Source organism: Streptomyces sp. L2 (genome assembly GCF_004124325.1).
Taxonomy (GTDB): domain Bacteria; phylum Actinomycetota; class Actinomycetes; order Streptomycetales; family Streptomycetaceae; genus Streptomyces.
The window spans coordinates 3551004-3570607 of record NZ_QBDT01000001.1; the positions used below are offsets into that span (position 1 = coordinate 3551004).

A 19604-nucleotide genomic window follows, 5' to 3' on the forward strand; every position below is an offset into this window, starting at 1 on the left:
GGTACGTACCGTAGTTGGCCCGGCGTCAGAACGGCAGACCGGGAATGCCGCTGCCGCCGCCGAGTCCCTGTGCGAGCGGGCCGAGCTTCTGCTGCTGGAGCGTCTGCGCGTTCTCGTTCGCCGCGTGCACGGCGGCCACGATCAGGTCGGCGAGGGTCTCGGTGTCCTCCGGGTCCACCGCCTTCGGGTCGATCGACAGCGCGCGCAGTTCGCCGGAGCCGGTCACGGTGGCCTTCACCAGACCGCCGCCCGCCTGCCCGTCGACCTCCGTGTTCGCCAGTTCCTCCTGGGCGCGGGCCAGATCCTGCTGCATCTTCTGGGCCTGCTGGAGCAACTGCTGCATGTTGGGCTGGCCACCACCGGGGATCACGATCAGCTCCTCTTCGTCCTACTCCTTGTGCACGAGCCTACGTGGTCCACGCGGCCATCGCTCCGCCACTCTTTCGAGTGAGAGAGGGGGCAGTCCTATACCTGATCAAGGCCCACTTCCGGGCGGAAAAGCCGGGAAAGGAGCCTCTGAGCCACCCATTGGGCGGTAGGAAGGGTGCCGCGTGTCGGCAGGGATGGTGCAGGGATTGTCACGCGACGTGACCGGTCGTTCGGAGGGAGTGCCGGGTGGGTCATCCGGAGATGCAGCCCGAGGGTCCGCCGCAGGACGGGCCGGGTGAGGGGGCGGCCGGGCTGCGGCCGGGCGATCTGACCGGGCGGTGCCTGCCGCTCGGCGACTGGGGCGAGCCGGCGCGGCGGCTCGACGAGATGTACCGGTGGGTGGAGCGCGGGGCGCTGCAGACCGCCGCGTGGTACCTCGCGGACCGGGTGTGGAAGCGGCGGGGCGCGCGGGTGCTGCGGGGCGGGGCGGCGGCGGGGGCGGTGTGCGGGGCGGCGCTGCCGCTGCTGGATCTGACCGGGGTGGTGGGCGGGGTGGCCCCCTGGGGGTACCTGGCGCTGCTGCTCGCGGTGGCGTGCGTGGGGGTGGACCGGTTCTTCGGGGTGACGTCCGGGTGGATAAGGGACCTGGCGACGGCGCAGGCGGTGCAGCGGCGGTTGCAGGTGCTGCAGTTCGACTGGGCGTCGGAGAGTGTGCGGGAGGTGCTGGGTCCTGCGGAGGGGACGGCGAGTGAGGCGGCGGAGCGGTGTCTGGGGGTGCTGCGGAGGTTCTCGGAGGATGTGAGCGAGTTGGTGCGGACGGAGACGGCCGACTGGATGGTGGAGTTCCGCACGGGCTCCGCGCCACTGGGCCTCCAGGCGTCCATGTCCCCGGCCGCCCGCCCGGACCCCGGGTCCGGCCCCGGCCGCTACCCCCTCCCCCCCACCAACGGCACCCGCCCCAACATGCCCCGCCAACGCCCCCCAGAACCGAGGTAGGCCCACGGACCCGGGCCCGGCTCCCCTCCCCGGCACCCACCGGGCACCGCCCGCAGGAGGGCCCACTCACCGGCGCTCCCCGGGCACCGCCCGCCGGAGGGGGTGGGGTCCACTCCCCGGCGCTCCCCGGGTGCCGCCCGCCGGAGGGGGTGGGGTCCACTCCCCGGCGCTCGCCGGGTGCCGCTGCGCCCACCCGTGCCGCCCCTAGCGGCACGCATGCCCGCAGCTGGGTCGTATTGGGGCCGCTGCCGGGTGGGCGCCGCCGAACGCGCCACAGCTACGACGTGCCCCGTAAGGGGCGCGGGGAACTGCGCGACTAGCCACAGCGGACCCGCACTCGCGAACGAGCCGGCGGCAGCCCTACTGCTTTGTGTAGGTCAGGCTTTCGCCGCCCCCCACCTTCGCTCGCCGCAGCGTCCCGTCCGGCTGCAAAGTGACCTCCGTGGCCTCTCCGGGGGAGCAGGAGGAGAGGGGGTCGCCGGAGGTGACCGTGGAGGGGCCGATCTCCAACGGCCCTGCCCCGCCCGGCTGTTGGGCCAGCTGGGCGGAGAAGACGCAGTGGTACGTCCCCCCACCGGCCGTGGGCCCGTCGGCGATCAGCGTCAACACGGCGTCGCCCACCTCCCCCTGCTGAATCGTCAGCGCACGCGGATTCGACCCGTTGGCGTTCTCGATCGATGCCTGCCACGTCCCGAGATACGCGTCCGGAATCGCCCCCGCCGAAGCAGACGCCGACGCCGACGCTGATGCCGAGGAAGACGTCGTCGGCGACGTACTAGCCGTGGCCGTGGGACCCGGGCCCCCCTTGCCCCCTCCCGTGCCGCCCGCCGTGTCGTGCCCGCCCCGGTTCATCAGCGCGTAGACCGCCCCGCCCGCGCCCAGCGCCACGATCACCGCGATCACCGCGAGCAGCGCCGTGGAGCGTCCGCTCCGCCGCTCGGGCTCCTGCCCGAACCCGGCCGTCACCGGCCCGGGCGGGTACGGCGGGGTGGCCCCGAGCCCGCCGCCGTAGGGGGCGTAGGAGGCGTACGGCGCGGGCGGCGCCGGCGTCTGCTGCGGGTAGCCGTACGTGCCGCCGGCCGGGGCGTACCCCGGAGGCGGCGGAGTCTGCCCGGCCACCATGGTCGGCAGATGGTTCAGCTCTGAAGGCGGCCCACCCGGCACCGGCGTCCCACCCGGAAGCCCCGGAGACCCGCCCGGCAACCCCGGCGCCACAACCGGCACCGGCGGCACGACCGCCCCCGCACCCGCACCCGCCCCCGCAGGTCCCGCAGATCCGACAGCCCCCGCCCCCGCAGCCCCCTCCCCCGCAGGGTCCTCCACCTCCAGCAGGTCCACCGCGTGGCGCCCCAGCTGGGCGACCAGCGCGCTCGGGAGCCACGGGTCGCGGGAGCGGCCGCCGGTCACCGTGTCCTCGGCGCCCGTGCGCTGGAGGATCTGGTCCAGGGTCGGCCGGGCGGCCGGGTCCTTGCGCAGGCACGCGCGGACCAGGTCGGCGATCCCCTCGGGCACTGCCTCCAGGTCGGGTTCGTGCTCGGCGATGCGGAACATCAGCGCGTGCACGCCGCTGTCGGTGCTGCCGAAGGGCAGCGTGCCGGTGGCGGCGTAGGCGAGGACGGAGCCGAGGCAGAAGACGTCGCAGGCCGGGGTGACGCGGTCGCCCCGCACCTGCTCGGGCGCCATGAAGCCCGGCGAGCCCACGAGCGCGCCGGTCCGGGTCAGGCCGCCGTCCGTGACGGTCTCCAGGGCCCGTGCGATGCCGAAGTCGATGACGCGCGGGCCGTCGATGGTGACCAGCACGTTGGACGGCTTGAGGTCGCGGTGGATCAGCCCGGCCGCGTGGATGTCCTTCAGCGCGTTCGCCAGCCCGGCGCCCAGGATCCGTACCGACCGCTCGGGCAGCGCCCCGTGGTCGTGGCCGACGACCTGCTGCAGGCTCGGACCGGCGACGTACCCGGTGGCGACCCACGGCACGGCGGCCTCGGTGTCCGCGTCCAGCACCGGCGCGGTCCAGTGCCCGCCGACCTGCCGCGCGGCCCGCACCTCCTGCCGGAACCGCGCCCGGAACTCCTCCTGCGCGGCCAGCTCCTCGCGGACCAGTTTCACGGCGACGGTACGGCCCCGGTCCGAGCGGGCGAGGTACACCTGCCCCATGCCGCCCGCGCCCAGCCGCGCCAGCAGCCGGTACGCCCCGATCCCCTGCGGATCGCCCGGCCCGAGCTTCTCCATGGCCGCCCCGCCTTCCCCCCACATGTGTGCAACGGACCGAGAATAGTGCGGGCCCCCGGGGAGTCGTACGGCCCTCCGTCTACGGTTCCGTAACAGGGTTCGACGACAGGCGACCCCGACCCGCCCCGCCCCTCCGGCGCCCGGGGCGGGCGTACCGCGGGAGGCGTCCACCCGACAACCTGTCGTAAAAAGCCTCCGCCCACAGAACAAGACGCCGATACCGCTTCCGCATGGCGGACATTTACGCTCGCCGACATGACCCCTCAGCCCCACCCCGAAGCCGGCGCCGTAGTGAAGGCCACGGACCGTGCGCACGTGTTCCACTCCTGGTCGGCCCAGGAGCTCATCGACCCGCTCGCCGTCGCCGGCGCCGAGGGGTCGTACTTCTGGGACTACGACGGCAAGCGGTACCTGGACTTCGCCAGCGGGCTCGTCTACACGAACATCGGCTACCAGCACCCCAAGGTGGTCGCCGCGATCCAGGAGCAGGCCGCGCGGATGACGACGTTCGCGCCCGCGTTCGCCATCGAGGCGCGCTCGGAGGCGGCCCGGCTGATCGCCAAGCGGACCCCCGGTGACCTGGACAAGATCTTCTTCACCAACGGCGGCGCCGACGCCGTCGAGCACGCGGTGCGGATGGCCCGGCTGCACACGGGCCGCCCGAAGGTGCTGTCGGCGTACCGCTCGTACCACGGCGGCACGCAGCAGGCCGTGAACATCACCGGCGACCCGCGCCGCTGGGCCTCCGACAGCGGCACGGCCGGCGCCGTGCACTTCTGGGCGCCCTACCTGTACCGCTCCCGCTTCTATGCCGAGACCGAGGAGCAGGAGTGCGCGCGGGCGCTGGAGCACCTGGAGACGACGATCGCCTTCGAGGGTCCGGGGACGATCGCCGCGATCATCCTGGAGACCGTCCCCGGCACGGCCGGGATCATGATGCCGCCGCCCGGCTACCTCGCCGGAGTGCGGGAGCTGTGCGACCGGCACGGCATCGTGTTCGTCCTCGACGAGGTCATGGCCGGGTTCGGGCGGACCGGCGAGTGGTTCGCGGCCGGTCTGTACGACGTCGTCCCCGACCTGATGACCTTCGCCAAGGGCGTGAACTCCGGGTACGTCCCGCTCGGCGGTGTCGCCATCTCGGAGAAGATCGCCGACACCTTCGGCAAGCGCCCCTACCCGGGCGGCCTCACCTACTCCGGGCATCCGCTGGCCTGCGCCGCCGCCGTCGCCACGATCAACGTGATGGCGGAGGAGGGAGTCGTGGAGAACGCCCGGCGGCTCGGCGAGAGCGTGGTCGGGCCCGCCCTGCGCGAGCTGGCCGAGCGGCACCCCAGCGTCGGCGAGGTGCGCGGCACCGGCATGTTCTGGGCGCTGGAGCTGGTCAAGGACCGCGAGACCCGCGAGCCGCTCGTGCCGTACAACGCGACCGGCGAGGCGAACGCGCCCATGGCCGCGTTCGCCGCCACCGCCAAGCAGCACGGCCTGTGGCCCTTCGTGAACATGAACCGCACCCACGTGGTGCCCCCGTGCAACGTGACCGAGCCCGAACTGAAGGAGGGCTTCGCGGCCCTCGACGCGGCCCTGACGGTCGCCGACGGCCACACCACCGCATAGGCCTGGCCCGGCCGGGCTCAGCAGCGCGTCACCGGGCCCGGCGCCGCACCGACCGGCCGGCCCTGGCGCCCTGGCAGTGGCCCGGCCCGGTGTCGCGTCGGCCTGTCGGCCGAGCCGGGAACCGCCAGGAGGACCCACCGGGAAACGATCCGCCGCATCCGGGCCACCACCTCACTCCGCCCGCGCGAACGCGCCCCTCAGGGGCGCGGGGAACTGCGCGACAAGCCACGGACACCCCGCACCCGCCGACGAACGGAAGCCGCCGGGCGGGGGCGCGGACGACGCCGGGCCGGGCCGCAGACACCGCCGGGCCAGGCCGCAGACACCGCCGGGCCGGGCCGCAGACACCGCCGGGCGGGGGCGCGGACGACGCCGGGCCAGGCCGCAGACACCGCCGGGCCAGGCCGCAGACACCGCCGGGCGGGGGCGCGGACGACGCCGGGCCAGGCCGCAGACACCGCCGGGCGGGGGCGCGGACGACGCCGGGCCAGGCGCCGGACCACCGCTGACGTCGGCGGCAGCCGAACGCGTAAGGTGGCGTGCTCGTACGTGTAGGCGAGTACGTGCGAGCATGTCACCCGAACGCGTGAGGAGAGGCCCGGACGATGCCCGGCAACGTCGCCGTGACACGCAGCACCCTGCGCCAGCAGATCGCGGACGCCCTGCGCGACGAGGTGCTGGCCGGACGGCTGCAGCCGGGCCGCGCCTTCACCGTCAAGGAGATCGCCGACCAGTACGGCGTCTCCGCGACCCCCGTCCGCGAGGCGCTCGTCGACCTGTCCGCGCAGGGCATCCTGGAGGCCGACCAGCACCGCGGCTTCCGGGTCCCGGAGTACTCCCTCGCCGACTACCGGCACATGATCGACGCCCGGGCCCTCGTCACCAACGGCATGTTCAGCGCCCTCGGCGACGGCCACCCCGCGTTCCGCGTCCCGGAGGACCCCCGTACCGCCGCCGCCCTGGCCGCCGTGCGCCGGCGCGGCGAGGAGGCGCAGCGGGCCGCCGCCTCCGGCGACCTGACCGTGCTGATCGGCTACGACCTCAGGTTCTGGCGCGAGCTGAGCAATCTGTTCGGCAACCCCTACCTCGCCGACTTCCTGCACCGGCTGCGCGTGCAGTCCTGGGTGTGCGCGGTGCAGCACCTGCGCCGGCTGCCCGACATACGCGGCCGGCTGTGGGCCGGGCACACCGACCTCGTCGACGCGCTCGCCCGCCGGGAGGCCGAGGGCGCCCGCGCGATCGTCGCCGCCGCCAACGCCCACGCCCTCGACCTCATCGAGCGGCTGGCCGCCGGATGAGCGACCGTACCGGTATGGGCACCGGCACCGGCGCCGTCGACCTGTCCGTCGTCGTCCCCGCCTACAACGAGGAGACCCGCCTCGGCCCCACCCTCGACGCCATCACCGGCTACCTCACCGAGACCGCGGGCCGCTGGGGCTCCTGGGAGGTGATCGTCGCCGACGACGGCTCGACCGACGGCACCCGTGAGGTGCCCGAGCTGCACCGGCCCGGCGTCCGGCTCGTCACCGGTGACCGCAACCGGGGCAAGGGACACGCCCTGCGCCTCGGCGTCGCCGAGTCCCGCGGGCGGCGGGTACTGGTCACCGACGCCGACCTGGCCGCGCCGATCGAGGAACTGGAGCGGCTCGACAAGGCGCTCAGCGAGGGCAACGCTGCCGCGATCGGCTCCCGGTCGGTGCCGGGCGCCGACATAGCGAACCGGCAGCACCGGGTGCGCGAGCTGATGGGCCGCGCCGGGAACGTGCTGATCCGCGCGGTGGCCGTGCCCGGGATACGGGACACGCAGTGCGGGTTCAAGCTGTTCGAGGGCGACCGGGCCCGGGAGGCGTTCGGCGCCGCCCGGCTGGACGGCTGGGGCATCGACGTGGAGGTGCTGCACCACTTCCACCGGGCCGGGCTGCCGGTCGCCGAGGTCCCGGTCCGCTGGAGCCACCAGCCCGGCTCCAAGGTCGGCCCGCTCGCCTACCCCCGGGTCCTCACCGACCTCGCCCGCATCCGCGCCCGCACCCTGAGCCGCGCCCACCTCCTCGCCGCCGTGCTGTTCCTGCTGATGTCGGTGACCCTGTACTCGGGCCGCTTCTTCGACCCGGCGCACCGCTACCTGACCGACTCCATGCAGGACCAGAACCAGTGGGAGTGGTTCTTCGCGGTCACCGCCCACAACGTGGCCCACCTGCACAACCCGTTCTTCACCGACCTCCAGGGCTTCCCCGACGGGGTCAACCTGATGGCGAACACGGTGATGCTCGGCCTGTCGGTGCCGTTCGCGCCCGTCACGCTGCTGTTCGGTCCGGCCCTCGCCCTCAGCCTGTGCATGACCCTCGGCCTGGCCGCCACCGCGTTCGCCTGGTACCGGCTGATGGCGAAACGGGTCGTACGGCACCGGGCCGCGGCCTTCGTCGGAGCGTCGCTCGCCGCGTTCGCGCCGCCGATGGTCAGCCACGCCAACGCGCACCCCAACTTCGTCGTCCTCTTCATGATCCCGCTGATCATCGAGCGCACCCTGCGCCTGGCCACGGGCGCCCGCGTGGTCCGGGACGGGACCGTGCTCGGCCTGATGACGGCCTACCAGATCCTCCTCGGCGAGGAACCGCTCCTCCTGGCGGCCCTCGGCATGCTGCTGTTCGCCGCCGCCTACGGTGCCCTGCGCCGGGACGTGGCCCGAGCCGCCTGGCGGCCCCTCCTCCAGGGCCTGCTGATCGCCGGCGCGGTCTGCGTCCCGCTCGTCGCCTACCCCCTGTACTGGCAGTTCGCCGGACCGCAGAGCTACGCCGGCATCGCGCACGGCGACAACGCCGGCAACAGCCCGCTGTCGATGCTCGCCTTCGCCGAACGCTCCCTGATCGCGGGCGACGCCGACACGGCGAACGCGCTCTCCCTCAACCCCACCGAGCAGAACGCGTTCTACGGCTGGCCGCTGATCGCCGCCGCCTTCGCGATCACCGTACGGCTCTGGGACCGCGCGCTCGTCAAGGCGCTCGCCTTCACCGCCCTGGCCGCCGCCGTGCTCTCCTTCGGCCAGAAGATCCGCATCCCGCTCACCGACACCGTCGTCCCCGGCCCCTGGGCGCTGGTCGCCCACAAGCCGCTCTTCGAGTCGGTGATCGAGGGCCGGGTCGCGATGATCTGCGCCCCCGCCCTCGGCATGCTCCTCGCCCTCGCCCTGGACCGCGTCGCCGTCTCCCGCGACCGCGCCACCCAGTACCTGGGCCTCCTCGGCGTCACCCTCGCCCTGCTCCCGCTGATCCCGGCCCCGCTGAAGTCCACCGACCGGGCGCCGGTCCCGGAGTTCATCGCCGCCGGCATGTGGAAGTCGTACGTCCGCCCCGGCGAGTCCCTCGTCCCCGTGCCGCTGCCCGACCCGGGCGCCTCCGAGGGCCTGCACTGGCAGACGGCCGCCCACCTCGGCTTCCGGATCCCGGGCGGCTACTACAACGGCCCCTGGGGACCGGACCACATCGGCATCTACGGCGCCGCCCCGCGCATCACCTCCAACATGCTGCGCGACGTCCGCTACACGGGCGTGATCCCGGCCCTCGGCAAGGACTGGCAGACCCAGGCCGAGCAGGACTTCGCCTACTGGAAGGCGGGCTGCCTGGTGCTGGCCCCGCAGCCCAACGACGGCGCGCTGCGCACGGTCCTGAAGAAGCTGACCGGGCGGGAGGGCACGTGGACCGGCGGGGTATGGGTATGGGACCTGCACAAAGGGACCTGAGTCCGCCGCGCACCGACTACTCTTCCTGACCACTACCGGCGCCGTCCCGAGACCGGGGACGGTGGCCGCGTCCCGATCCGAGGAGCCCTCTTTGGCCTGTGACCTGTGGCTGGTACCGCTCGTCGACGTGTTGTGCCACACCCCGGACAACCCGTTCGCCGAGGAACTCGCGCACTACAACAAGGCACTCGCCGAGGCCGGGCTCCCGCCGGTGCCGGTGTACCAGTACATGCCGGGCCTGTCCGGCGAGGTCGCCCCGGTGGCCGGCTTCGACTACGACGCGCTGCACTTCCTGCGCCGCGCCTATCTGCTCAAGGTGTGCGAGCTCCCGGTCACGCCGGTCGACGAACTCGGCGGTGACTACGAGCAGTTGCTGGAGATGTTCGAGTCGACGGCCCAGCAGTCCCACCTGGTCTGGCACTACGACCACGCGGGCGCCTACGTCCCGGTGGAATTCCCCAGCCCGCTCTCCAACGACGAACTCCTCTCCGGTGGCGGCCCACTGGGCTCCTCGCACGCCCTGCTGCGTGAGCTGGAGTACGTCGCGCCGACGATCGGCATCGACCCGGCCAACCCGCCGACGGCACCGGAACCGCCCTCGGCCCCCACGGAGTTGGAGGAGCCGGCGGTCCCGGCGCCGTACGATCCCAGCCCGTTCGCCCGCGAGCGGCACGTCTGGCTGGGCCTGCACGCGGCGGCGACCCGGAGCCTGGCGCAGGGGTCGATGATCGTCTTCAGCTGAGGCGGGGCCGCCGCTCAGCGGAGCTGTGACAGACCCGTCTCCAGGTCCTCGCGGTTCATGATCGGACAGACCTCGACCTCGGCGTTCAGCTGCATGAGGAACGGTTCGCCGATCGGCGGCAGCTGGGAGCTGTCCTGCATGTCCAGCACGAGGAGCGCGGTGCGCTTCCCGCCGAGGGTCCCGAAGTAGGCCGCCTCCGGCTTGAGCTGGTCCAACGTCTCCTTCATCAACTCCGGCAGCTTGCCGCTCCGGATCGCCTCGTTGCCCTTTTCGGTGTCCAACGTCGCCTTGAGCAGTACGCGCATGGCACATCACCTTCTCGGTCGCCGCCAGAATATGCCCGATATGTCTATTGAGACGGTGCAAAGATCCCGAAGATCACGAACCCTGTGATTCGCCCCACCTCCCCTTGCCCCGGCCGGAACGCCTCCCTACGTTCGATTCCATGGCCCCCAGCGACCCCGCACCGACCTTCGACTTCGCCGTCGACCTGAGCGGACACGAGATGCTCCGGCGCACCCACGTCATGGCCGCGATCGAGCCCGGCTGGGACCCCGTGGCGGCCATGCGGCGCGAGGAGGAGGCGCGGGCGCTGCTGTACTCCGGCCTCGACGAGGAGCAGCAGCGGATCTACGACGAGCTGGTCGCGGCCGGCGTCCTGCCGCCCGGACCCGGCGATGCTGCCGCTTGATCCGCAGGCCGACATCGGCCGCCGGGCCTGGCTCCCCTGCCCGAACTGCGACGACCGCGCCCACTGCACCACCTGCCGGCGGGGCGCCCCCTGCACCGCCCACTGGCGCTACCTGCTGTCGAACACCGGCAGCCTGCTGCACCTGCAGTGCCCGTCGTGCACGCACGTCTGGACGCACGAGACGAACTTCGGCGCAACACGCGGGACGCCGGGGTGAGCGCGGGCCCCGGGTGAGCGCACAGCCCGACCCGCAGACCACTCAGGTGAACGCCGACATCACGTGACCGTGGGGCCACTCGCTTCTTTGGCCAGTGTCGGGCTGGAGCGAGCGAGCGGCCCGGAAAGTGGGTGGCTCCGACCGGCGTTCGCGGTCAACCGTAAGCTGCGTCGCCACCGTCGGCCGACGTTCGCACTCGCCCGTCACCTGCACGCCGGGCCGGCTTAGCGGCTTGCGGTGGGTGGGTAGCTGGGGTGCGCGGCAGGCTCTCGCAACTCGGGTCGGGCTCGGGTCGGGCGCATGTCCGGGCGGGTTCCCGAAGCGAGGGTAGGAGTGAAGTGGTTGGAAGTTTTGGGCGCAGGCGAGGGCCTTCCGGCCAGGCATCTCCCTCCCACCTCACGGCCCAAAACTTCCAATCGCCCCTTATCGGGGGGCCGGTGGGGGTGGTGGGGTCTGTGTGATCGGCCGCGCGCATCGGGGTCCGGACACGCCCCCAGCCACCCACTCACCGCAAGCCGCTAAGCCCACCCGGCGTCGTTGCGAGGCGCGACCGCGCAACCCCTCACCCCGGCCCCGAACGCAGCCGGCCCAAGGGACGACACCGCCCAGCCGGCCACTTTTCCCGGGCTGCCCGCTCGCTTCTCCCCCCGGGCTGGAGCGAGGTGTGTCAAGGGGGGCCCGGAGGGTCCTCGGCGAAGCCGACGCGCAGCGCCCTTGACTCACCTCGCGGAAGCCCGACACTGGCCGAAGAAGCGGGCGGCCCTACAGCCACATCACGACCGGCGGCGCCTCAACCGACCTCTCCCCTGCACGGGCGGGCCCCACGGCGACCTCAGGACCAGGGGTGCGTGTCCCAATCCAAGGGCGCCCGCATCCGCCCCCGCTCAGAACACCGGCGTGCCGTCCTGGGTCAGCTTCCAGTTGACGGCCGCGAAGTCCGCCGGGTTCAGGCTCTTCTTCTCGGTGACGTAGTCGATCATCAGCTGGCGGATCTCGTCGGCGGAGCTGTAGGCGATCTCGGCCGAGGCGATGTGCGGGTAGCCGGAGCCGCCGTTGGCCCGGTAGTTGTTGACGGCGACCACGAAGACCTGGTCGGCGGCGACGGGGGCGCCCTGGTAGCTGAGGTTCTTGATGCGGGAGCCCTCGGGCTGGGCGATGTCGATCTCGTAGTCGACGCCGGAGGCCACGTCGTACATGTAGTCCCAGAAGCTGTTGGCGTTGGTGAGGGTCGCGGTGTCGACCTTCGTGCCGGACGGGACCTGGTGGTAGTACTTCGCCGCGTACTCCAGGTAGTCCTTGAGCTGGGCGCCCGTCAGCTTCTTGCCGTACAGCGTGTTGTCGTAGACGTAGAGCCCGGCGATGTCGCGGATGGTGACGTCACCGGCGGGGATGTCGGCGGTGCGGCTGAAGGGGGCGGCGACGGAGATCAGCGGGAGCGCCGCGTCCGCCGCCGACAGCCCCTTGGCGACCTCCTTCATCTGGACCTCCTGGATGAAGTCCATGACGGGGACGTCCTTCCAGCAGGAGTCGGCCGCCGAGAGGTCCTCCGTGCAGGTGCCGACCGGGGTGTTGACGTACTTCACGACCAGCTCGTGGTCGGCGTCGAGGAGTCGTACGACCTCCGGGTCCTCCTCCACCCCGTTGGGGTTGAGGGTCTGCGCGGCCACCTTCGTCACCTTCCACTGCCCGCGTTCGAATTCGAGGTCGAAGTCGAAGACGGTGAGGCGCATGCCGTAGCAGTACGGCTCGGAGAGGACGACCTCCTTGCCGGTCTCCTCGTTCTTCACCGTGTAGGAGGAGACCTCCACGTGGGTGTGGCCGACGAGGATCGCGTCGATGCCGGGCACCTGCTCGGCGACCAGGTTGGACGCGTTCTCGATGTACGGCAGTTCGTCGCCGTAGGACGAGGACCCGTCCAGGCCCGAGTGGTCGGTGAGGAAGACGACGTCGCAGCCGAGCGCGCGCAGCCGGGGCACGTACTTCTTCGCCTGCTCCACCAGCCCCGGGAACACCATCTTCCCGCCCACGTTGTCCTTGTCCCACAGCGCGATACCGGGGTTGGTGAGCCCGAGGATGCCGACCTTGATGTCCGGCGCGCCGGGGACCCGGATCCGCTTCACGGTGTACGGCGCGAACGCGGGCCGCAGCGTCTTGGCGTCCAGGGCGTTGGCGCCCAGCAGCGGGAAGCGGCACTGGCTCTCGAACTTGCGCAGCAGCTCGATGCCGTAGTTGAACTCGTGGTTGCCGAGGGCGGCGGCGTCGTAGCGCATGTGGTTCATGGCGACGGCCATCGGGTGCATGGGCCCCTTGTGACCGCCCGCCCCGCCCGTACCGGTGATGGGGTCCACGCGCGCGTAGTAGTACGCGAGTGACGTCCCCTGGATGATGTCGCCGGCGTCGACGAGCAGCACCCGGTCCTCGCCCTTGGCCTCCCGCTGCTGCTTCACGAGGGTCGCGACCCGGGCGACGCCGACCGAGTTGCCCTGGGCGTCCTTGTAGGGGGCGTCGGTGTAGTAGTCCCAGTCGAAGACGTGGCTGTGCAGGTCGGTGGTGCCCAGGATGGAGAACGACCAGGTGCGGTGGTGGTGTCCGTGGCCGTGGTGAGCGGGCTCGACCGCCGCCTCGGCCGTACCGGTGCCGACCGCGCTCGCCGCGGCGACGGCGGCGCCCGTGGCGGCGGACTTCTTCACGAACTCCCGGCGGTTCATCGGGTTGCTGACGGGCATTCGGGGCTCCTGGGGGCTGCGGGAACGGGCTGCGGTACGACTGCGGAACGGCTGCGGAACGGCTGGCGCGCGAACGGTACGGCGGAGGCTACACGCGTAGAGCGTGCCGCCGGGCGCCCTGTCCTTGAACCAGAAGTAGGTCATGTCCGGGTCAAGGCTAGGTCATACGGAGGGCCCACGGCCGCTCCCGGGGCCGTCTGTCAGACCCCCCTGGGATGCTCCGGACATGGAGATGACAGTGCAGCTGACGATCGACTGCTCCGACCCGCGCCGCATGGTGACCTTCTGGACCGAGGCCCTGGACTACGTACCCGAACCCCCACCGGGCGAGCACGCCACCTGGCGTGACTACTGGACGTCCATCGGGGTCCCCGAGGCAGAACTGCCGCCCGGCGCCGGGGATCTCCCGGAGTCGATCGTCGACCCCACCGGCCGTGGACCGAGGGTCTGGTTCCAGCAGGTCCCGGAGCCGAAGACGGCCAAGAACCGCTGGCACTTCGACCTGAAGGTCGGCGGCGGCCGCGACGTCCCACTCGACATCCGCACGGAACGCGTCCGGTCCAAGGTGGCACGCCTCGTCGCTTCCGGCGCCACCATCCTCCAGATCAAGGACGACCCGGACACCGGTTTCTACGCCACCGCCCTACAGGACCCCGAGGGCAACGAGTTCGACGTGGTCTGAGGCCGGTTGTGGCCGTCCCATCAGGGGGGCCGCATCTTCCCTCGCGCCGCAGCGATGACGCTCTGCGCGTCAGAGCCGTACACGGCGGAATCGCGGAGTGTGTTCCAGACACGCAGGTAGGTGGTCACGCAGTCGGCGTCGTCCAGCCACAGTTCCGCATGCCAGTCCTCGGTGATCACGAGCCGGTCGTCCAGGATCCAGAAGCCATTGGCAGCCGGGACCTTGAGCGGGGCGGTGAGCGGGACGACGCCCAGCTCCACGGCATCCAGTCCGATGACACCCGCGAGTCGGTCCAGTTGGCCGGCGAGGACTGACGGCGGACAGATCAGTGCGTACAGGGCCGCCTCCCACACGAGGACGTGGAACTTCCGCCCCGGTTGGTACAACCACTCCTGGCGCCGCATGCGGGCGCGGACCGCAGCGTCTGTGTCGCGGGCCGAACCCTGGAGGTCTGCGTACCGCAGGAAGATGTGCCGTGCGTAGTCGGCTGTCTGCAGCAGGCCGGGTACGACGGACTCCTCCCAGGCATGGATGGCCCGGGACCGCCCGACTTCGAGGTTCCACGTGTCCTGCACGGGCCGATGCCCCGCGGCGAGTTGTCGGCGCCACGAACGGATGCGGGACTCGAAGGCCTTGAGCCGGGCGTTCAGTTCGTCGAAGACGTCCGGCCTGCCGACACCTCCGGCCCAGGCCCTCAGGTCTTCGCTGGTGGCGGTCTGCCGGCCGTTCTCCAGCTTGTAGATCTTGGAGTGTGACCAACCGAGTCGCTGAGCGAGCCGCGTGCCGGTGAGCCGTCCTCCCGGGGCCGACAGCCGGAGTTCCCTCAGGCGCAGCCCGAGAGCCTCCCTGGCCTGCTGGAAGTCGGTACTCACTGCTCCCGCTCGCTACTGGTCGGCTCCGAGGCGCGCCGCGAACTCGTCGTACGGGACGGACCCGTGCACCGCCGCGTCGCGGACCTGGCAATAGCGCAGGACCTCGGCCGGCTCCGTGATGATCTCGACGTCATGGAAGGCGTCCTCGTCGTCGAAGCGAAGTACGGCGACCAGCCGACTGTCGAAGATCCAGAAGTCTTCGCAGGGCAGCCGGAGCCGCTCCGCGTCCTCACGCCACAGGTTCCGCACGTCTTCGCCCGTGGCCGCGTTGCACCTCGCATAGCTGAGCAGGAACAACTGTCCTTCGGTCGGCGGGTTGTCGACGAGGCGTGCCCGCCCCACGTACTTACCGCCGTCCGTCTGCCGACGGATGGTCGTGCACCACTCGCTGTCGAGATCGCACGGCGCCATGCCGGTGGCGAGGAACTCCGCAAACCCAGGATCCTCCCGGTCCGATGCGTAACCCCGCCGCGTCTCCAGGTGCCATGCCGAATGCTCGAACGTCTCGAAGAGCTGCCCGAACTCCTCCGGATCGATCAGCTTGGGCACTCGGGTGACCTCCTTGGGCCCGTGATTGACGAGGAGTTCGCGGGGCACGACCACCGCAGCGTCTCCTGGGCCGAAGTGCTGGAGCCGGGCGATGTCCTCGGGGTTGGTGAGCGGTGTTCCCTGGACGATGATCTCACCGGAGTCGAGATCCTCGTGAACGGCGGGGCAGCCACCGTTCTTGCTGTCGGTGCCGTTGAAGCGCAGTCGTCGTGCCACGGTCGCCTCCCATGGTGTGAAGCCCTGTCCTCATCAGCATCACCGGCCCTGAGCCCCCCGCACACAGCGTGCACCCGTCGGCGTGAGACCACACGAGAACATTCAGCCGGACGGGTAGAACATTCGGGAACATGCCGTCGCGGCGGACAACTCCCCCTCCCTACCGTGCTGTCCGTGGTCACAGCAAGGAACTCGGACGAAGGAGTAGTCCATGACCGTCACGCTCGACCGACACGCGACCACCCGCACGCGGAACCCGAAGGAACTCCTCAACGCCGTCCAGCCCCACATCAAGCACCTGACGATCAACGTACTGGACAGCGGCACGACCCTGTGGGACCGCGAGGTCGCCCTGCTCCTCCGCGACCACACGATGGTCCGCGACATGGCCGAACGCATCATCGGGAACGCCGTCATGTACACCATCGGCTGCATCGAGCACCCCGAGGTCCACCTGGGCGTCGGCAAGCTCGTCGACATCGGCGTTCACCAGCTCATCCTCGACACGCCAGTGTGGTGGGCCCTCTGCGACGTCTACAACGAGGGCCGCTACAAGCACCACGCCCCGTTCATCGAGCGTCGCCGCGACGGCCTGTGCCTGCGTACAGCGGACTTCCTGAAGTCCATCGGCTTCGACGTCGACGAAGAACTGTGGGCGCTCGACGGCACGGACTGCTCGCCGTGCGACAACAAGGTCCCCGACAGCCACTGAACGGCCCTACCCTGGCCCCTGTCCTCGGCCTGCCGGAGGACAGGGGCCAGCCCATGCGAAGGGGAATCACCGTGCCCGCACGACACGACATCTCCGCCGAGAGTGAGCTGTGGGACACCTACGCCGCTTCTGCCTTCAAGGACGACGCCGAGCCCGGGTTCTGCTGGACCCAGTACACCGGTCACGGCCCCGGTCCGGAACTGCTCGGCAACCCGCGGTCCGTCCTGGAGATCGGCTGCGGAACGGGCCGCGCCCTCGCCCACCTCGCTCAGAACGGTGTCGCCGCCCGGGGAGTCGACCTGTCCCCCGTCATGGTCGCGAAGACGACCAGGAGGTGGGCGGGGACGGGCGCGGAGTTCGTATGCTCAGAGGCTTTGACGTACCTGAGCGAGCACGAGGACACGTACGACGCCGTCTATTCCGTCTTCGGAGCCGCCTGGTTCACCGACCCGAGCCGTCTCTTCCCCCTCGTGCGACAGCGGCTCGGGCCGGGTGGTGTCTTCGTCTTCTCGCAGCCACCGGCCATCCCCGGCGCGTACGGCCCTCAGGGCATGTACAAGGGGGGCTTCGCGGGGAAGGCGATGTTCACCTACCGCTACAGCTACCGTCCGGCGGTGTGGGAGCGCCTGCTCACACTAGCCGGCTTCGCCACGGCCGACGCCCGCGTACTCGACGCCCCGCACCCCGGGCACATCGGAACGCTCCTCGTCCGCGCGGTCGTGCTCTGATCCATGCCAGGTGGCGGTTCGCCATGAGGCGACCATGTGGGTCGCCCTCCCTCAGACCAGCCACTTCCCGTCTCGCATCAGGGTCCGTCCAGCCATCTCGGGAACCGTTCCCCACGCCTGCAGCACGTGCGGGGTGACCCGGAAGAAGACATACGAGGGGTGGTCCTCGCGAGGGTCCCAGCCGTCCTTGGCTGCGAAGGCATCGCCGACCTCGGTGGGAAGGTCCTCGCGGGTCAGCATGCGCGCGGTGCCGTGGATCAGAACCACGTCCCGGCTATGGCCGAAGCTGAGCCGGACCCGGCCCGAGGAGCACAGGTTGCGACCAGTCGGGTTGGTGTCGCGGGTGGACAGCCACACCGCCTCGCCGTCCCACCAGAAGGCCAGCGGAACGAGGCACGGCTCGCCGGTGGCGTCGGCCGTGGCGACCCATACGTCGTTGTCCCGAGCGAGCCTTTCAAGCGCTTCGAGCTTCCGCTGCTCAGCGCTACGGGGCCCGCTGGGATGAGAGTCAACTGCCGTCATGTGAGGAGGTTATGGCGGCCGGTGCCCGGCCACATCCGGCGGCGGACCTACGCCGCACGGCGGAGGGCTGCTTTCGTACTGCGCGTACTCGAACAGCCCGACACGGCAGCGGGCATCCAGGCGGACTGCGATTCATGCCCTACCTACGGCACTCGGGGCGTTTGGTCTCCGGGACGATGAGGGTGGCCGTTTCGTCGTCCAGCGCGTAGCAGAGCTGGGCGTGCAGGACTTCGGCCTCGGCGGGGGTCAGGCGGAGGGATGCGTCCGAGTCGAAGAGTCCCTCTCGACGGAGCCAGAGGTCGATGGTGATGGTTCCGTCGCCCTGCCGGTGAACCGGCTTGCTGGGTACGCGACTCACGTGAATGCGCGGTGCCTCGTTCACGCGGCCACCGCCACGGGGGTGCCGACGCGGTGGCCGTGGATGATCCAGGGGCCCACGTCGATCCCTTCGAGGGCGAGGACCAGTGCGGCCCGGCGTTCCCGTCGCGCCTCCTCTTCCTCGTGCGCGCGCAAGTAGGGGCGGACCAAAGGGCCGTTGTCGGCGAGGGGAGCGTCGTGGTGCCCGTGCATTCGGATGCGGGGCGGGAAGGCGAGCGGCAGCGCGGTGCGGTGGATCAGGAGGCGGAGGCCGGTGAGGGTGCGCGGGGGCGTCGGTGCGTCCCGCCTGCGGCGCCGGCCGGTGGGTGGGAGGAGGAGGGGCAGGATCAGGGTGAGGGCAAGCCGGATAAGCTCGGTCATGCTGACGCTCCTTGGGCAGCGTTGGCTCCGCCCCGGGGGTGCTGGAGACACCACCGGGGCGCTTCACGTCGGACGGTGATCATGCGACTACCGTCTGCCGTTCAGGCTAGCGCCAACACTGATGGCGCATCAACATTGATGCGCAACTCGGACGGTCAGAGCAGGTCGTCGAATTCGCCCGCCTTCGCCCCGGCGAGGAAGGCCGCGAGCTTGGCGCGCGTGGTGGTGACGACGACCGCGGGGTCGTCGCTCTCCCTCACCAGCACCTGGCCGTCCAGCACCGCGAGTTCCAGGCAGTTGCCCGACTGTTCGGAGTACGACGACTTGCGCCACGGGATGTCCAATGGGTTCACGCCCTCAGAGTTCATGCAGCACCGTGCGGATGAAGTCGCGCGAGGGCCCCGGCTCCAGGGATCGCTGCTCCATGCGGTCCAGTACAGCGCGGTAGTTGGTCAGATGCGTCTCCGAGTCCAGGAACGTGATGCCGTTCGGCACGTCGATCTGGACCGTGTCGAGTTGGCGCACGGGACCGCCGGCGTACAGCGTCGAACTGCCCGCGCTGGGGAAGCCGCCCGCGGAGAAGGGGATCACCCGGAGTGTGACCGCGTCCCGCTCCGACTGCTCCAGCAGGCGCTCCAACTGTCGCCGTACGACCGCACGGTCGCCGAACAGCATCCGCAGCGCGGCCTCGTGGAGGAGGAAGGAGCAGTCCGGCGGATCCGCCCGGTCCAGCAGCACCTGGCGCCGCACGCGGAAGGCGATCTGGCGGTCCAGCGCCTCGGCGGACAGCGGAGGTTCGGCCTCCCCGAACACCGCGCGTGCGTAGTCCTCGTGTTGCAGCAGGCCGGGCAGGTGCGTGATCTGCACGTGCCGCAGGCTCGCGGCGTGGTGTTCCAGCTCCGCCAGGTCGAGCAGGTACGAGGCGACGGAGTCGCGGAACTCGTCCCACCAGTGGGATCCCGCCCGCTCCCTGGCCATGTCCGCGAGCGCGTCGACGTAGGCCCGGTCGGGACAGCAGTAGTTGCCGGACCACACGCGAACGCGGTCGGCGCTCACCCCGAACCTGGCCGACTCGGTGTTGCTGATCGCGGTCTTGTCCACGCGGTGCAGCGCGGCCGCCTCGGTGAGGGAGAGTCCGACCTGCTCGCGCATGCGGCGCAGTTCCGCGCCGAGCCGCCGCTGCCGGGCGGTGGGCAGCTTTCGGACGGGCATGTGTACATCTCTCCCGGAGACACGAGGATGGCCGGTGCGGCTCACCGCACCGG

Annotated in this window: 21 protein-coding genes; 10 read left to right on the top strand and 11 right to left on the bottom strand. The window is 71.2% G+C overall.

Annotated features, from left to right (window positions below; genetic code table 11):
* Positions 1–25 precede the first annotated feature (25 nt).
* Positions 26–370 (bottom strand): YbaB/EbfC family nucleoid-associated protein, encoded by a 345-nt coding sequence (locus DBP14_RS15400; protein WP_129307767.1) that lies wholly within the window; start codon positions 368–370, stop codon positions 26–28.
* A 245-nt stretch (positions 371–615) separates the two neighbouring features.
* Here DBP14_RS15400 and DBP14_RS15405 point away from each other — a divergent pair, with 245 nt between their 5' ends.
* Positions 616–1365 carry an SLATT domain-containing protein gene (locus DBP14_RS15405; protein WP_129307768.1) on the top strand — a complete coding sequence of 250 codons (750 nt, stop codon included), beginning with the start codon at positions 616–618 and terminating at the stop codon, positions 1363–1365.
* Positions 1366–1725: 360 nt separating this feature from the next.
* On the opposite strand, the gene DBP14_RS15410 is transcribed toward DBP14_RS15405, so the two are convergent.
* Positions 1726–3594 carry a serine/threonine-protein kinase gene (locus DBP14_RS15410; protein ID WP_129307769.1) on the bottom strand — a complete coding sequence of 623 codons (1869 nt, stop codon included), beginning with the start codon at positions 3592–3594 and terminating at the stop codon, positions 1726–1728.
* 255 nt (positions 3595–3849) lie between these two features.
* Between DBP14_RS15410 and DBP14_RS15415 the strand changes: the two genes are divergently transcribed.
* The 4 genes from DBP14_RS15415 to DBP14_RS15430 all read left to right on the top strand — a co-directional run bounded on the left by DBP14_RS15415 (position 3850) and on the right by DBP14_RS15430 (position 9686).
* Positions 3850–5208 carry an aspartate aminotransferase family protein gene (locus DBP14_RS15415; RefSeq protein ID WP_129307770.1) on the top strand — a complete coding sequence of 453 codons (1359 nt, stop codon included), beginning with the start codon at positions 3850–3852 and terminating at the stop codon, positions 5206–5208.
* Positions 5209–5813: 605 nt separating this feature from the next.
* On the top strand, positions 5814–6506 hold the full coding sequence (locus tag DBP14_RS15420) for a GntR family transcriptional regulator (protein ID WP_129307771.1): 693 nt from the start codon (positions 5814–5816) through the stop codon (positions 6504–6506).
* 14 nt (positions 6507–6520) lie between these two features.
* Positions 6521–8944 carry a dolichyl-phosphate beta-glucosyltransferase gene (locus DBP14_RS15425; RefSeq protein ID WP_129307772.1) on the top strand — a complete coding sequence of 808 codons (2424 nt, stop codon included), beginning with the start codon at positions 6521–6523 and terminating at the stop codon, positions 8942–8944.
* A gap of 91 nt (positions 8945–9035) precedes the next feature.
* Positions 9036–9686, top strand: a complete 651-nt coding sequence (locus DBP14_RS15430) for a hypothetical protein (RefSeq protein ID WP_129307773.1) — start codon at positions 9036–9038, stop codon at positions 9684–9686.
* A gap of 14 nt (positions 9687–9700) precedes the next feature.
* Here the strand turns inward: DBP14_RS15430 and DBP14_RS15435 are convergent, their stop codons facing one another.
* Positions 9701–9991 (bottom strand): hypothetical protein, encoded by a 291-nt coding sequence (locus tag DBP14_RS15435; RefSeq protein WP_129307774.1) that lies wholly within the window; start codon positions 9989–9991, stop codon positions 9701–9703.
* Between the two features lie 140 nt (positions 9992–10131).
* On the opposite strand from DBP14_RS15435, the gene DBP14_RS15440 reads away from it, so the two are divergent.
* Entirely contained in the window at positions 10132–10377 is a 246-nt protein-coding gene (locus tag DBP14_RS15440; protein ID WP_129307775.1) for a DUF6400 family protein, read from the top strand.
* The gene (locus DBP14_RS15445; protein WP_129307776.1) at positions 10364–10594 is read left to right on the top strand and encodes a hypothetical protein; all 231 of its coding nucleotides are present in this window, start codon (positions 10364–10366) and stop codon (positions 10592–10594) included. The genes DBP14_RS15440 and DBP14_RS15445 overlap by 14 nt, the downstream gene beginning before the upstream one ends.
* 884 nt (positions 10595–11478) lie before the next feature.
* On the opposite strand, the gene DBP14_RS15450 is transcribed toward DBP14_RS15445, so the two are convergent.
* Entirely contained in the window at positions 11479–13320 is a 1842-nt protein-coding gene (locus DBP14_RS15450; RefSeq protein ID WP_129307777.1) for a 5'-nucleotidase C-terminal domain-containing protein, read from the bottom strand.
* Between the two features lie 226 nt (positions 13321–13546).
* Here DBP14_RS15450 and DBP14_RS15455 point away from each other — a divergent pair, with 226 nt between their 5' ends.
* Entirely contained in the window at positions 13547–14002 is a 456-nt protein-coding gene (locus DBP14_RS15455; protein WP_129307778.1) for a VOC family protein, read from the top strand.
* A gap of 20 nt (positions 14003–14022) precedes the next feature.
* On the opposite strand, the gene DBP14_RS15460 is transcribed toward DBP14_RS15455, so the two are convergent.
* Both DBP14_RS15460 and DBP14_RS15465 read right to left on the bottom strand, forming a co-directional pair.
* On the bottom strand, positions 14023–14874 hold the full coding sequence (locus tag DBP14_RS15460) for a helix-turn-helix transcriptional regulator (RefSeq protein WP_129307779.1): 852 nt from the start codon (positions 14872–14874) through the stop codon (positions 14023–14025).
* A 12-nt stretch (positions 14875–14886) separates the two neighbouring features.
* Positions 14887–15639 carry a DUF6879 family protein gene (locus DBP14_RS15465; RefSeq protein ID WP_129307780.1) on the bottom strand — a complete coding sequence of 251 codons (753 nt, stop codon included), beginning with the start codon at positions 15637–15639 and terminating at the stop codon, positions 14887–14889.
* A 211-nt stretch (positions 15640–15850) separates the two neighbouring features.
* On the opposite strand from DBP14_RS15465, the gene DBP14_RS15470 reads away from it, so the two are divergent.
* Both DBP14_RS15470 and DBP14_RS15475 read left to right on the top strand, forming a co-directional pair.
* Entirely contained in the window at positions 15851–16351 is a 501-nt protein-coding gene (locus DBP14_RS15470; RefSeq protein ID WP_129307781.1) for a hypothetical protein, read from the top strand.
* A gap of 71 nt (positions 16352–16422) precedes the next feature.
* Positions 16423–17079, top strand: a complete 657-nt coding sequence (locus DBP14_RS15475) for a class I SAM-dependent methyltransferase (protein ID WP_129307782.1) — start codon at positions 16423–16425, stop codon at positions 17077–17079.
* A gap of 51 nt (positions 17080–17130) precedes the next feature.
* On the opposite strand, the gene DBP14_RS15480 is transcribed toward DBP14_RS15475, so the two are convergent.
* From DBP14_RS15480 to DBP14_RS15500, 5 genes are all read right to left on the bottom strand, one after another.
* Positions 17131–17601 (bottom strand): pyridoxamine 5'-phosphate oxidase family protein, encoded by a 471-nt coding sequence (locus DBP14_RS15480; protein WP_129307783.1) that lies wholly within the window; start codon positions 17599–17601, stop codon positions 17131–17133.
* 139 nt (positions 17602–17740) lie between these two features.
* On the bottom strand, positions 17741–17959 hold the full coding sequence (locus DBP14_RS15485; protein ID WP_129307784.1) for a hypothetical protein: 219 nt from the start codon (positions 17957–17959) through the stop codon (positions 17741–17743).
* Between the two features lie 20 nt (positions 17960–17979).
* Positions 17980–18339 carry a hypothetical protein gene (locus DBP14_RS15490; RefSeq protein WP_129307785.1) on the bottom strand — a complete coding sequence of 120 codons (360 nt, stop codon included), beginning with the start codon at positions 18337–18339 and terminating at the stop codon, positions 17980–17982.
* Between the two features lie 155 nt (positions 18340–18494).
* Positions 18495–18683, bottom strand: coding sequence for a DUF397 domain-containing protein (locus DBP14_RS15495; protein ID WP_241741241.1), 189 nt, complete (start codon positions 18681–18683; stop codon positions 18495–18497).
* A 13-nt stretch (positions 18684–18696) separates the two neighbouring features.
* The gene (locus tag DBP14_RS15500; RefSeq protein ID WP_129307787.1) at positions 18697–19551 is read right to left on the bottom strand and encodes a helix-turn-helix transcriptional regulator; all 855 of its coding nucleotides are present in this window, start codon (positions 19549–19551) and stop codon (positions 18697–18699) included.
* Between the last annotated feature and the right edge of the window lie 53 nt (positions 19552–19604).

Coding starts and splice junctions, on each gene's coding strand:
- DBP14_RS15410 (WP_129307769.1), bottom strand. CDS start 3,594: ATGGAGAAGCTCGGGCCGGGCGATCCGCAGGGGATCGGGGCGTACCGG.
- DBP14_RS15415 (WP_129307770.1), top strand. CDS start 3,850: ATGACCCCTCAGCCCCACCCCGAAGCCGGCGCCGTAGTGAAGGCCACG.
- DBP14_RS15490 (WP_129307785.1), bottom strand. CDS start 18,339: ATGACCGAGCTTATCCGGCTTGCCCTCACCCTGATCCTGCCCCTCCTC.
- DBP14_RS15425 (WP_129307772.1), top strand. CDS start 6,521: ATGGGCACCGGCACCGGCGCCGTCGACCTGTCCGTCGTCGTCCCCGCC.
- DBP14_RS15450 (WP_129307777.1), bottom strand. CDS start 13,320: ATGCCCGTCAGCAACCCGATGAACCGCCGGGAGTTCGTGAAGAAGTCC.
- DBP14_RS15500 (WP_129307787.1), bottom strand. CDS start 19,551: ATGCCCGTCCGAAAGCTGCCCACCGCCCGGCAGCGGCGGCTCGGCGCG.
- DBP14_RS15420 (WP_129307771.1), top strand. CDS start 5,814: ATGCCCGGCAACGTCGCCGTGACACGCAGCACCCTGCGCCAGCAGATC.
- DBP14_RS15440 (WP_129307775.1), top strand. CDS start 10,132: ATGGCCCCCAGCGACCCCGCACCGACCTTCGACTTCGCCGTCGACCTG.
- DBP14_RS15470 (WP_129307781.1), top strand. CDS start 15,851: ATGACCGTCACGCTCGACCGACACGCGACCACCCGCACGCGGAACCCG.
- DBP14_RS15455 (WP_129307778.1), top strand. CDS start 13,547: ATGGAGATGACAGTGCAGCTGACGATCGACTGCTCCGACCCGCGCCGC.
- DBP14_RS15445 (WP_129307776.1), top strand. CDS start 10,364: ATGCTGCCGCTTGATCCGCAGGCCGACATCGGCCGCCGGGCCTGGCTC.
- DBP14_RS15435 (WP_129307774.1), bottom strand. CDS start 9,991: ATGCGCGTACTGCTCAAGGCGACGTTGGACACCGAAAAGGGCAACGAG.
- DBP14_RS15480 (WP_129307783.1), bottom strand. CDS start 17,601: ATGACGGCAGTTGACTCTCATCCCAGCGGGCCCCGTAGCGCTGAGCAG.